The following is a 12,528-nucleotide window of genomic DNA, read 5'->3' as shown; positions in this document are numbered from 1 at the left end:
GACTAGGGAAATCGAAACAGTGTTATCGGATATCGCAGGATAAAAAGTTCTGAAAAAGCCCTACACGCTCCCAAACAACCGTAAACAAAAGTCAGTAAACGCCTGGACTTTTGCGGCACGATGGCGGAGTGATGGGTAGATCGCGAAAAGGGGGAATGTTTCGTCCGGCCAGTCGGTGAAAATGTCGATGAGGCGGCTACTTTGAAGTAACTTTTCTGTTCCGAGTGCCATCACCTGTGCTATCCCGACACCTGCTAGACAAGCCTCTAGCATGGACTCCACATCGGAAACCATAAGCCGAGCGGGCGGCCTGATCGGAAAGACCTCCTCCCCTCGACGAAATTCCCAGTTGAATGGACGCCCCGTGATCGGATCGCGATAATCAATGCATTCATGACTCATTAAGTCCCGCGGGTGTTCCAGCTTTCCATGTTTCTTAAGATAGCTCGGAGCGGCAACAGTCAGGATCCGTGTTTCAAGCATTTTCCGCGCCGTGAAATTTCCACCCGGAGGCGGACCAAAGCGTAGAGCCATGTCGAAGCCGTCAGCGATGAGATCACCGACATGGTCACGCATCACGAGTTCAAGCCGAAGAGCGTGATAGTCTGCCAGAAAATCTGCTAGACCGCGTGCCAATATAAGACGTGAGATAAACGGATCGACATTGACCCGAAGTCGACCGGACACACATTGCCTCGCGCACGCAACATCCAGAGCAGCCTCCTCAATGCCAGCGAGGTGCGGTCCAACACGTTCGCAGAACCGGCGCCCCTCGTCGCTCATTCGTAGCGTCCGGGTGGTCCGGTCAAGAAGCCGAACACCTAGTCGGGTCTCCAGCCGAGCAATAGCACGCCCGACGCCGGATGGGGTCATGTGGAGCGTCTCGGCCGCCCGAGACATGGACCCTGCCTCGACCACCGCCATAAAAACGGTCAAACCCGCCAGAAGTCGTCCATCGTAAGCCATCTATCTGTGACTTCTAGTCCATAATGTTGTGACAGATCGACATTACTATCAAAAATAGCGGACGCGTAAAAGATAAGGCAGACTCAACCCGATAAAAGGATATGAACGTGACACAGCGGCAGACCGCCCTGATTGTGGGGGCCTCTCGCGGGCTTGGCCTCGCACTGGTCAAAGAGTTTCTGGAACGTGACTGGAGCGTCATTGCGACACAGCGCACGCCCTCTCAAGAGCTCGATAAGTTGACAGAGCGCTTTTCTGGAACTCTGCGCATCGAGACCGTCGACATCGCCTATGCCGGTGAGGTTCGTCTCCTCCGAGATCGGCTCGACGGGCAACAGCTTGATCTTCTTTTCATCAACGCTGGGATTGCGCGGTCGATCGAGGCAACACCCGCTACGATCGACGAAGTTGACTTTCTATCCATGATGCTGGTGAACAGCCTCTCGCCTGTCCGAGCAGCAGAAATTCTGCGAGATCTAGTCCCGAGAGGCAATGTTATCGCGATCATGACATCAGAACTCGGTAGCATCACCAATGCAGAAGACGGTTGGCAATGCTATTCAGCTAGTAAAGCCGCTCTCAACATGCTGATGAAGAAATTTGCGAGCCGCTATGCAGAGGACGCATATGCTCTCCTACTTATTGCTCCAGGCTGGGTTCGCACAGAGATGGGCGGAAACGAGGCAACGCTCTCGATTGAAGAAAGTATCCCACTCGTCGTGGACACGATCAAGGCCAATCTGGGCCTACCTGGGTTGCGTTACCTTGATCGCTTCAACAGGATTATTCCTTGGTAAGAAGATGTTGGGTGCAACAATTAACAAGTTATTGCGGCACGCTATATACCTCGAAGACCTTACCAAAAGGCATGACCATATACCCTATTGGAGATGCTCTTGCACGTCCGATGGATGACATTGCTCATTTTGGCTGGTTTTTGTGGCGTGAGTTCGCAGAGATTAATCGGGAGAATGTTCTCAATGTAGCCTGCTGATAAGCTGAAACTGCGATGTATCAGCCCAGCGTTTTATCGCTCAGGTTAACGATGTTGCGCCTGCTACGTGAAAAGAATTTCTAATGCGGTGGGGTAGGACGAAAATACGACGGAATGTGCCAAGCGAACATCTCAATGTTATCCGCAATATTTCCTTAATTTCGCTTCGACACGCGGTTATCGTGGCTGAGGTATTGAATTTTCGTCAAGCAGCAACTGTACTTGGTACGACACAATCAAGTGTCAGCGCCCGGATCAAGGGATTGGAAGATGCTCTCGGTGTCATGCTTTTCGAACGACGACATCGTGGTGTCCGGCTAACCAATGCTGGGCGTTGCTTCGTTGCCGAGGTATCGACTGGCATTGCAAAAATCGATCATGCTGTGCGCACGGTAGGCGCATTGATGGACGGTGCAGAAGGACATCTGTCGATTGGACTATATAGTCCAATTTCTACCGGCTTTCTTGCCGATCTGCGCCGTAAATTCCGCACGAACTACCCGATGATTAGACAGTCTGTGTTGGAGGGAAATGAGTCAGAAATAATCGCTCTAGTCCGGGAAGGTACGCTCGGCATGGCTTTCATCCTTGGCGCAGTGAATTCCCCCGACTGTCATTCCCGTGAACTTTGGTCTGAGCCGGTCATGGTGGTTCTGCCGACAGATCATCCATTGGCAGAACAGGAAATTATCACATGGATCGAACTCGCCGACGAAACCTTCCTTGTCCGTCATGGCGGGGCTGGGCCGAAAATATTCGAACACGTCGTACGTCGCATTAGTGAACGGAAGCGCAGTTCGCGTATTCACCGTTGCAATGTCGCACGAGATACGCTGATGGCTATGGTTGCTGCTGGTGAGGGCATTACGCTCGTCAGTAAGGCGGCAACATATATACCATTTCCTGGTGTTGTGTTCCGGACGATTGTTGATGAGCCTGAAGAGGCACATTTTAATGTTATATGGTCGCCACATAATCGTAACCCAGCATTGTTGCACATGCTCAATCTAGCCACAAAATGATCCTTTTAATGCAAGCAGGACGGGACAGTTTTCAATAAGCCCCCGGTTCCACGTCGAGTGCCTATGCAATCTTTTCCAGGATCGTAACGCTTGCCGATATGTCCGTGCGTTCGAGCGTCCGAGATAGCTGGTGCTCAGGCCAGTGCAATCGGCCAGTTCCACCTGCGTCATGTCCCAAGTCTTGCGCGCTTCTGTAAGAAGTGATTGCAGCAAAAGCTGCCGGGGTGTGCGCAAGGATTTCTTCATGCGGAACGCTCTCCGACGGGTTGCGGAGCTGTTCCAATAATCCTGATTTGGGATTATCCCATTTTAGGACATGGTTGGCTGCAATCCTGCTGGAGCGCTGTCGGATGACAGCAAGGCCCGAACTGGCCCCCGATGTCGATGACCTGGCCCCGACCGTGCCGGAGATCACGACCTATGACGAAGTGCATTTCATCACCTATCTCCGCCTGCTCGATGCCGAGGCGGATCGGGCCGACTGGACGGAGGTGGCGCAGATCGTGCTGCATCGTGATCCGGCGGACGCAGAGCGCACGCGCACCTGCTGGGAAAGCCATCTCGCCCGTGCGCAATGGATGACGAAAATCGGTTATCGGAAGATTCTCGAAAAGGCCGTGATCGACGCCCGCGCAACCCGGCACTGACCGTCCTTTTTCTTCGCCATGGTATCCGGTGGTACGATCGCGACTCATTATATATTGCCTGCCGCTGGGTCGCCCCTTCTCTGATCGGTTTCATTCGCCAAGCCGATTGGAGCCCCGATGTCCGGAAGCCGTGTCCTGTGGGGGCAGGTCGCCCTCGTTCTGCTGATCGTCTTCGTCGCCATCTGGAGTGCGACGGAATGGACGGCCTGGCGTCTCAGCTTTCAGTCCCAGCTTGGTGTCCCCTGGTTCATGGTGGCGGGCTGGCGGTTCTACTATCCGCCGGCCTTCTTCTGGTGGTGGTATTTCTACGACGCCTACGCGCCGTCGATCTTCGTGACGGGCGGATATATCGCCTCGTCCGGCGGCCTCATCGCCATCGTGGTGGCCATCGGCTTGTCCATACTTCGGGCGCGGGAGGCCCACAACGTCGCCACATACGGCTCGGCCCGCTGGGCGGAGGTCGGTGAAGTGAAGGAAGCCGGGCTGCTCGACCCCGACGGCGTGGTGCTGGGCCGGTGGGATCGGGACTATCTTCGGCATAATGGTCCCGAGCATGTCCTGTGCTTCGCCCCGACCCGTTCGGGCAAAGGCGTCGGGCTGGTCGTGCCCACGCTGTTGACCTGGCCGGGCTCGGCCATCGTTCATGACATCAAGGGCGAGAACTGGGGGCTGACCGCCGGGTTTCGTGCGCGGCACGGGCGTGTGTTGCTGTTCGACCCGACCGATCCGGCTTCATCGCCCTACAACCCGCTGCTGGAGGTCCGGCGTGGCGACAGGGAGGTCCGCGACGTCCAGAACATCGCCGATATCCTCGTCGATCCCGAAGGCGCGCTGGACCGGCGCAACCATTGGGAGAAGACCTCGCACTCCCTGCTGGTGGGTGCGATCCTGCATGTCCTCTATGCCGAGCCGGACAAGACGCTGGCTGGTGTCGCCAATTTCCTCTCCGATCCGAAGCGGCCGGTGGAGGCGACGCTGCGTGCCATGATGTCCACGCTGCATCTCGGCAAGGCGGGCGTGCATCCGGTCATCGCGTCATCGGCGCGGGAACTGCTGAACAAGAGTGACAACGAACGGTCGGGCGTTCTTTCCACCGCCATGTCGTTCCTGGGCCTCTATCGCGACCCTGTGGTGGCGAAGGTGACGGCACGATGCGACTGGGGTATCGCGGATCTGGTGTCAGGTCGTCAGCCCGCCAGTCTCTACCTCGTCGTGCCGCCATCCGATATCGCCCGCACCAAGCCGCTGATCCGCCTGATCCTGAACCAGATCGGCCGGCGGTTGACGGAGGATCTGCATGTTTCGGCCCATCGGCACCGGTTGCTGCTGATGCTTGATGAGTTTCCCGCCCTCGGCCGTCTCGATTTCTTCGAGAGCGCGCTGGCCTTCATGGCGGGTTACGGGATCAAATCCTTCCTGATTGCGCAGAGTCTGAACCAAATCGAAAAAGCTTACGGTGCGACCAACAGCATTCTCGACAACTGTCATGTCCGCGTCGCTTTCGCCACCAACGACGAGCGTACCGCCCGGCGGGTGTCGGATGCCCTCGGCACCGCGACAGAAATGCGCGATTCCACCAATTATGCCGGCCACCGGCTGTCACCCTGGCTCGGGCATCTCATGGTGTCGCGACAGGAGACGGCACGGCCACTGCTCACGCCCGGCGAAGTGATGCAGCTTCCACCGACCGATGAATTGCTGCTGGTCGCGGGTGTGGCGCCCGTTCGCGCGAAGAAGGCGCGTTATTACGAGGATGCGCGGTTCATGGAGCGTGTCCTGCCGCCACCCGCGACAGGAACGAAACGCCGGTCCGCTCCCCCGTCCGATGATTGGTCGGCGATGGAGGTGGAAGCTCCATCAGAAGGGCCAGAACCGGCTAGCAACATGGGAGCTGATGGCGATCCCGCCAATGCCGGCATCCGCCGCGAACCGGAATTGCCGGAGCATGAGGACGTCGTGCCGCCCGAGCCTCCGGGCGTGCAGGAGTTCGATGTGCTCGACGACGAGCCGGATGTCGATGCTGCCAAAGCGCGCACCATACGCCAGCAGGCCCGCTCCGTTGCGCGGCAGGCAACGATGGACCCGGCCGATGGCCTCGATCTGTGAGGACGCCCATGTCGAGCAAGACCCGCATGAACGTCTATTTCGAGCCGGAGCTTCTGAAACAGGTCGAGGCGCTGGCGTTGCGGCGCAACGTCTCGAAATCGGCGGTGATCGAGGCAGCCGTCGCGTCCTTTCTTTCGGCCGATGCCTCAGAGCGGCTGGAGGCGGCATTCGCCCGACGCATGGACAGGATCGATCGCCAGATTGCCGGGATGGACGAAGACGTCGCCATTATGGGCGAGACGCTGGCACTGTTCATCCGTTTCTGGCTGACCGTCACCCCGCCACTGCCTGACAGTGCCCAGGCATCCGCCAGGGCGAAAGGCGTCGAGCGGTTCGAGGGTTTCCTGCAATCGCTCGGGCGGAAACTGGCCACTGGAGATCGCTTTCTCAGGGAACTGTCGCGGGACATCGACACGCGGCGCAATGGTGGTGAAGACCCCCAGTAATCGTCAGATTGCGTGGGGCTGCCAAAAGGAATCGTCAATCCCGCCGAACGCCGCCGTTTGCACGCGATGACCGCACGGTTCGGAATAGTTGTTGAATCGAGCCGAAATGGCCTTCTTTTAATCATCCCCATGTGGGGATCGTCTGTTCCGGTCCCGTTCGAGCGGGGGGTAGATGGCGGTTTCGCACCATAATTCGGAAAGCCAGGCACGCGGCATCTCGATGCTGCGCACGGCGATGGGACCGGCGATCGCGGGGCACCTTGCCGACCCCGCCGTGGTCGAGGTCATGCTCAACCCCGACGGGCGGCTGTGGGTCGACCGTCTGTCCGAGGGCCTGTCCGACACGGGCGACGTCATCATACCCGCCGATGCCGAGCGCATCGTGCGCCTGGTCGCGCACCATGTCGGGGCGGAGGTGCATGAAACAGCACCGCGCGTATCCGCAGAACTGCCGACCGGTGAGCGGTTCGAGGGATTGCTGCCGCCTGTGGTGACGGCTCCGAGCTTCGCCATCCGCAAGCCCGCCGTTGCCGTGTTCACTCTCGATGATTATGTCGCCACCGGGATCATGACGGTGGGGCAGGCGGATTTCCTGCGCCAGGCCGTTGCCGAGAGAAAGAATATCCTCGTCGCGGGCGGCACATCGACGGGCAAGACCACGCTGGTCAATGCGCTGCTGGCGGCGGTCGCGAAAACCGACGACCGGGTCGTGCTGATCGAGGATACGCGGGAGTTGCAATGCGCGGCACCCAACCTCGTGTCCCTGCGCACAAGGGACGGCATCGTCACCCTGTCCGAGTTGGTCCGCTCGGCTTTGCGTCTGCGACCAGACCGTATCCCGATCGGCGAGGTGCGCGGTCCCGAGGCGCTCGACCTGCTCAAGGCGTGGGGCACGGGCCATCCCGGCGGCATTGGCACGCTTCACGCTGGCACCGCCATCGGCGCACTGCACCGCATGGAGCAACTGATCCAGGAGATCGTGGTCACGGTGCCCCGCGCCCTGATTGCCGAAACGATCGACGTGATCGCTGTCCTCTCCGGGCGGGGCACGCAGCGCCGGTTGTCCGAACTCGCTACCGTGGACGGGCTCGACCCCGCTACCGGCGCTTATTGCATCCATCCCTTCCAGCATTCGGGAGAACCCCAATGAACCTCGCGCTGTTTCGCGTGCGTCGGCACGCGCCTGTCCTTTCCGCCATGCTGCTGCTGTCTATCGCATGGTGCTCCTCGGCCTTGGCGTCCGGGTCGGACATGCCGTGGGAGGAACCGCTCAACCAGATCCTGGAATCCGTGCAGGGGCCAGTGGCACGCATTGTGTCGGTGATCATCATTACCGTGACCGGCCTGACCCTGGCCTTTGGCGAAACCTCGGGCGGGTTCCGCCGCCTGATCCAGATCGTTTTCGGCCTGTCCATCGCTTTTGCGGCATCGAGCTTCTTCCTGTCGTTCTTCTCCTTCTCCGGTGGAGCACTGATCTGATGGCCGCCGGATATGACGATGATGCGGTGCCGGGTTTTCATGTCCCGGCACATCGCTCCCTGACCGACCCGATCCTGCTGGGCGGCGCACCCCGGACTCTGGCTATCGCCAACGGCACACTGGGAGCTGCCATCTCACTGGGTCTGCGGCTCTGGCTGGTCGGGGCCGTGTTCTGGATCATCGGGCACACGCTCGCGGTCTGGGGAGCGAAGCGCGATCCGCTGTTCGTCGAGGTGGGACGGCGGCATCTCCGCTACCCCGCCTGGCTCCGCGCGTAGGGAGGGCAGGGCCATGATGTCGCTTGGCGAATATCGCAACCGCGCTGTCCTCCTGTCCGATTTTCTGCCGTGGGCCGCGCTCGTTGAGAAAGGCGTTGTCCTGAACAAGGACGGCAGCTTTCAGCGCACGGCAAAGATACGCGGTCCGGATCTCGATAGCGCCACGCCCGCCGAACTGGTGGGTGTGACGGGACGCCTGAACAATGCCCTGCGGCGTCTGGGCTCTGGCTGGGCGGTGTTCGTGGAAGCGCAGCGCGTTCCGGCCACGCTCTATCCCGAGAGCGATTTCCCGGATGCCGCCTCGCACATGGTGGACCTTGAGCGCCGGGAAGCCTTCGAAGATGAGGGCGCGCATTTCGAGAGCCGATATTTCCTGACCCTGGTCTGGCTGCCACCTGCGGAATCTTCCGGGCGTGCCGAGCGTTTTCTCTATGAAGGCAGGGAACGGGACGGGCCGGACCCGCACGGTATGCTGAAAGCCTTCATCGATCGCAGTGATCGGCTGCTAGCTCTGCTGGACGGGTTCATGCCCGAGGCCGTCTGGCTCGATGACGGCGAGACGCTGACCTATCTGCATTCGACCATCTCCACCCGTAACCAGCGGGTCCGCGTGCCGGAAATTCCGATGCACCTCGATGCCCTGTTGGTGGACCAGCCGCTCTCGGGCGGCCTGGAACCAAAGCTCGGCGATGCCTTCCTCAAGACCCTGGCGATCGCCGGTTTCCCCAGCCGCACCTTTCCCGGAATTCTGGACGACCTGAACCGCCTGGCGATGCCCTATCGCTGGTCCACCCGCGCCATCCTGCTCGACAAGACGGACGCCACGAAGGTGCTGACGAAAATCCGGCGGCAGTGGTTCGCAAAACGTAAGAGCATCGCAGCCATTGTCCGCGAGGTGATGACTAACGAGGCCTCGGTGCTGGTGGATAATGATGCTGCCAACAAGGCGGCCGACGCCGATCTGGCGTTGCAGTCGCTGGGCGCCGATGACGTCGGACAGGCTTACATCACTGCCACGGTCACGGTCTGGGATGGTAGCGCCAGTATCGCAACCGAGAAGCTTCGGCTGGTCGAGAAGATCATCCAGGGGCGCGACTTCACCTGCATGACGGAAAGCCTCAACGCGGTGGAAGCGTGGCTGGGATCTCTGCCGGGGCATGTCTACGCCAATGTGCGTCAGCCCCCGGTCTCGACGTTGAACCTCGCGCATATGATCCCGCTGTCGGCCGTCTGGGCGGGGCCGGAACAGGATGGGCATTTCAGGGCTCCGCCGCTGTTCTACGGAAAAACGGCGGGGGCGACACCATTCCGGTTTTCCCTGCATATCGGCGATGTCGGTCATACGCTGATCGCAGGACCGACAGGAGCGGGCAAATCCGTCCTGCTGGCGCTGATGGCGTTGCAGTTCCGCCGCTATGTGGGATCGCAGATTTTCGCCTTTGATTTTGGCGGGTCCATGCGGGCGGCAACGCTGGCGATGGGCGGGGACTGGCATGACCTCGGCGGTGGTCTGACCGAGGAGGATGCCGCTGGAGAACAGGGTAGTGGTGTATCACTCCAGCCGCTGCTTCGGATTGACGATCCTGACGAACGCAAATGGGCCAGCGAATGGCTGGGGCAGATCCTTGTTGGCGAGGGCGTGGCGCTGACGCCGGACGTCAAAGCCCATCTCTGGTCGGCCCTGAATTCCCTCGCGTCATCGCCCGGCCATGAACGCACGATCTCCGGTCTGGTGGCACTTCTCCAGTCCAACGCTCTGAAGCAGGCGCTCGCACCCTACTGCCTCGGCGGACCCTATGACCGTCTGCTGGATGCGGACGCCGAGCGACTGGGTGATGCCGATGTGGTGGTGTTCGAAACCGAGGGGTTGATCGGCTCGGGCGCGGCGTCATCCGTGCTGTCCTACCTGTTCCATCGGATTGAAGGCCGTCTGGACGGCCACCCGACGCTGCTGGTGATCGACGAGGGCTGGCTGGTCCTGGATGACGGGGATTTCGCCGGCCAGCTCCGGGAATGGCTGAAAACCCTGCGTAAGAAGAACGCCAGCGTCATCTTTGCCACGCAGTCCCTGTCCGATATCGCCAATTCTCCGATTGCGCCGGCTGTGGTGGAAAGCTGCCCGACGCGGATCTTCCTGCCGAACGAGCGGGCTATTGAGCCGCAGATCATGGCGCTCTATCGCGATTTCGGCCTGAATGACCGGCAGATCGCGATCATCGCCCGTGCGGCGTCCAAGCGGGAGTATTACTGCCAGACGCAGCGGGGGAACCGGCTGTTCGAACTGGGGCTCGGGCCGGTCGCACTCGCCCTGTGCGCGGCGTCGGGCAAGGACGATCACAGGCTGATTGATGCGGTTTTGGCGGAACATGGGCGGGACGGTTTTCTCCCTGCCTGGTTTGACGCGCGTGGCGTGTCATGGGCGGCAGACCTTCTGCGGGAAGGGAGCATGCCATGAGATGTCGTCTGATTCCTGCCGTTATGGTCATTGCTTTTACGGCTTCCGCTGCCCCGGCTGCCCATGCCCAGTGGGCGGTTTATGACGGGGCGAACCATGTCGAGAACGTGCTGATCGCAGCACGCACGCTCCAGCAGATCGACAACCAGATCACGTCACTGGCCAATCAGGCGCAGATGCTGGTTAATCAGGGTCGCAATCTGGCGAGCCTCCCGCTTTCGACATTGTCGACGCTGCAATCAACGATTTCCCAGACGACGGCACTGCTTGCGCAGGCGCAGAATATTGCCTACAGCGTCCAGTCCGTCGAACAGCAATACCAGCAGGCGTATACGTCCGTCTCGTCCGGCATGTCCGATAGCGCCCTGTTCAGCCAGACGCAGACACGCTGGCAGAATTCCGTGGGCGGGTTTGAGGATGCCCTGAAGCTCCAGGCGCGGGTGGTGGGCAACATTCCCTCTGATAGCAGCGCCATGACACAGCTTGTGTCGGCCAGCCAGACCTCCACCGGGGCGTTGCAGGCGGCGCAGGCCGGCAATCAGCTTCTGGCCCTGCAATCCCGGCAATTGTCCGACATCCAGGCCGAACTCGCCGCCAATGGTCGGGCGACCGCCCTGCAACAGGCGCGCGATGCCGCGACGGAAGCGGAAAGTGACGCGCAGTATCAGCATTTCTCCCAACATGATGCCTATGTGCCCGGCGCAGTGTCCATGTTCGGCAGCAGCGGGAATTGACCGCCATGGCGATGGGCAATGTGGGCGTTATCGACACTTTCCTGAATACCTTCACCACCACCATCGACAGCGGCTTCGGTCTGGTGAAGGGGAATGTGATCTCACTGGCCGGAACACTGTCCGTGCTGGACATGGTACTGGCTGGCCTGTTCTGGGCCTGGGCTGCGGATGAGGACATCATCCAGCGTCTGGTGAAAAAGACGCTGTATATCGGATTCTTTTCCTTCCTGATCAGCAATTTTTCCAGTCTGTCGAAGACTGTCTTTGACAGTTTTGCAGCCCTTGGCCTGAAAGCCGGTGGCGGCAGTCTGGCGCTCGGAGACTTCCTGCGGCCCGGCCGACTGGCTTCCACCGGCTTTGATGCGGCCCAGCCCTTACTGGACTCTGTCCACAATCTCCTTGGCCCTGTCGCGTTCTTTACGAATTTCATCCAGATCTTCGTGCTCTGCCTGTCCTGGCTGATCGTGCTGGCGGCGTTCTTCATTCTCGCCGTGCAGCTCTTTGTCGCGCTGATCGAGTTCAAGCTGACCACGCTGGCAGGCTTTGTGCTGATCCCGTTCGCCTTGTTCAACCGCACCGCTTTTCTGGCCGAGAAGGTGCTGGGCAATGTCGTGTCATCTGGCGTGAAGATCATGGTGCTGGCGGTGATCTCCGCCATCGCGTCCGTTTTGTTCGCCCAGTTCTCAACCTCCTACGGCAGCGACGTTCCCACGATCGGGCAGTCCGTCTCGGTGGTGCTGGCGTCACTTTCAATCGTCGGCTTGTCCATTTTTGGCGGCAGCATAGCCAACGGGCTGATCTCTGGCGCCCCACAGCTTGGCGCGGGAACGGCTGTGGGCACCGGTATGGCGATGGGAGCGATGGGTGCTGCTGCGGCCGCCGGTGTCGGGGCAGTCGCCTCTGGCGGTACCGCCGCCCTTGGTGCCACCGCTGCCGCCGCGCGGGGCGGTGCCGCGATCGCCGGAGCGGCCAACACGGCTTATTCCATGGGGGCCATGAACGCTGCCGGTGGGAGTGCCGGTGCCCGTATGGCAGCGGGGTTGGGCGGCGTCGCGAAGGCACCGGGCAGTGCTGCCGCAAATGCCGTGAAGAGTAAAATGTCGTCCGCGGCGACCGCCATGAAGCAGAGCTACGGCGAGGGCGCGCGAGGCGCTTTCACCGCGACGGGCGGACGTTTTACGGGTGGGTCATCGCCCGATGCGAACGGCGGGCAGGCAGGCGGCCCATCAGGTAATGCTGGCGTCGGCGGCGGCTCTGGTCCCGAAGGCACGCCACCCCGATGGGCGCAGAAGATGAAGCGCCGTAACGCCGCTGCCCATGCCGCCGAGGCGGCGCATGTCATCCGCTCCGCCAATGGCGGCGGTGGCTCGGCATCCATTGATCTCTCGGAAAAGGAATGAG

Annotated in this window: 12 protein-coding genes; 11 read left to right on the top strand and 1 reads right to left on the bottom strand. The window is 60.5% G+C overall.

The window, feature by feature from the left end; translation table 11 throughout:
• Positions 1-60: 60 nt before the first annotated feature.
• Entirely contained in the window at positions 61-924 is an 864-nt protein-coding gene (locus tag JK202_RS01540; RefSeq protein WP_249199548.1) for a LysR family transcriptional regulator, read from the bottom strand.
• A gap of 143 nt (positions 925-1,067) precedes the next feature.
• Between JK202_RS01540 and JK202_RS01535 the strand changes: the two genes are divergently transcribed.
• The 11 genes from JK202_RS01535 to trbL all read left to right on the top strand — a co-directional run bounded on the left by JK202_RS01535 (position 1,068) and on the right by trbL (position 12,527).
• Positions 1,068-1,763, top strand: coding sequence for an SDR family NAD(P)-dependent oxidoreductase (locus JK202_RS01535; RefSeq protein WP_211557333.1), 696 nt, complete (start codon positions 1,068-1,070; stop codon positions 1,761-1,763).
• A 313-nt stretch (positions 1,764-2,076) separates the two neighbouring features.
• Positions 2,077-2,982, top strand: coding sequence for a LysR family transcriptional regulator (locus JK202_RS01530; protein WP_349291808.1), 906 nt, complete (start codon positions 2,077-2,079; stop codon positions 2,980-2,982).
• Between the two features lie 350 nt (positions 2,983-3,332).
• Positions 3,333-3,629, top strand: coding sequence for a DNA -binding domain-containing protein (locus JK202_RS01525; RefSeq protein ID WP_211557329.1), 297 nt, complete (start codon positions 3,333-3,335; stop codon positions 3,627-3,629).
• A 117-nt stretch (positions 3,630-3,746) separates the two neighbouring features.
• Positions 3,747-5,735 carry a conjugal transfer protein TraG gene (locus tag JK202_RS01520; RefSeq protein ID WP_211557328.1) on the top strand — a complete coding sequence of 663 codons (1,989 nt, stop codon included), beginning with the start codon at positions 3,747-3,749 and terminating at the stop codon, positions 5,733-5,735.
• 8 nt (positions 5,736-5,743) lie between these two features.
• Positions 5,744-6,181: a CopG family transcriptional regulator gene (locus JK202_RS01515; RefSeq protein ID WP_211557327.1), complete on the top strand. Its 438-nt coding sequence runs from the start codon at positions 5,744-5,746 to the stop codon at positions 6,179-6,181.
• Between the two features lie 172 nt (positions 6,182-6,353).
• Positions 6,354-7,331, top strand: a complete 978-nt coding sequence (gene trbB / locus JK202_RS01510; RefSeq protein WP_211557326.1) for a P-type conjugative transfer ATPase TrbB — start codon at positions 6,354-6,356, stop codon at positions 7,329-7,331.
• Entirely contained in the window at positions 7,328-7,660 is a 333-nt protein-coding gene (locus tag JK202_RS01505) for a TrbC/VirB2 family protein (RefSeq protein ID WP_211557325.1), read from the top strand. The genes trbB and JK202_RS01505 overlap by 4 nt, the downstream gene beginning before the upstream one ends.
• Complete coding sequence (locus JK202_RS01500) at positions 7,660-7,938, top strand: VirB3 family type IV secretion system protein (RefSeq protein ID WP_211557324.1); 279 nt, start codon at positions 7,660-7,662, stop codon at positions 7,936-7,938. The genes JK202_RS01505 and JK202_RS01500 overlap by 1 nt, the downstream gene beginning before the upstream one ends.
• 13 nt (positions 7,939-7,951) lie before the next feature.
• Positions 7,952-10,393 carry a conjugal transfer protein TrbE gene (trbE, locus tag JK202_RS01495; RefSeq protein ID WP_211557322.1) on the top strand — a complete coding sequence of 814 codons (2,442 nt, stop codon included), beginning with the start codon at positions 7,952-7,954 and terminating at the stop codon, positions 10,391-10,393.
• Positions 10,390-11,127 (top strand): P-type conjugative transfer protein TrbJ, encoded by a 738-nt coding sequence (gene trbJ, locus JK202_RS01490; protein ID WP_211557320.1) that lies wholly within the window; start codon positions 10,390-10,392, stop codon positions 11,125-11,127. Before trbE ends, trbJ begins: the two co-directional genes overlap by 4 nt.
• 5 nt (positions 11,128-11,132) lie before the next feature.
• Entirely contained in the window at positions 11,133-12,527 is a 1,395-nt protein-coding gene (gene trbL, locus JK202_RS01485; RefSeq protein ID WP_211557318.1) for a P-type conjugative transfer protein TrbL, read from the top strand.
• Position 12,528 lies beyond the last annotated feature (1 nt).

The organism is Gluconobacter sp. Dm-62, assembly GCF_018256155.1.
Taxonomy (GTDB): domain Bacteria; phylum Pseudomonadota; class Alphaproteobacteria; order Acetobacterales; family Acetobacteraceae; genus Gluconobacter.
The sequence above is the reverse complement of the archived record's forward strand: the minus strand, read 5'-3'. Positions and strand labels throughout refer to the sequence as shown.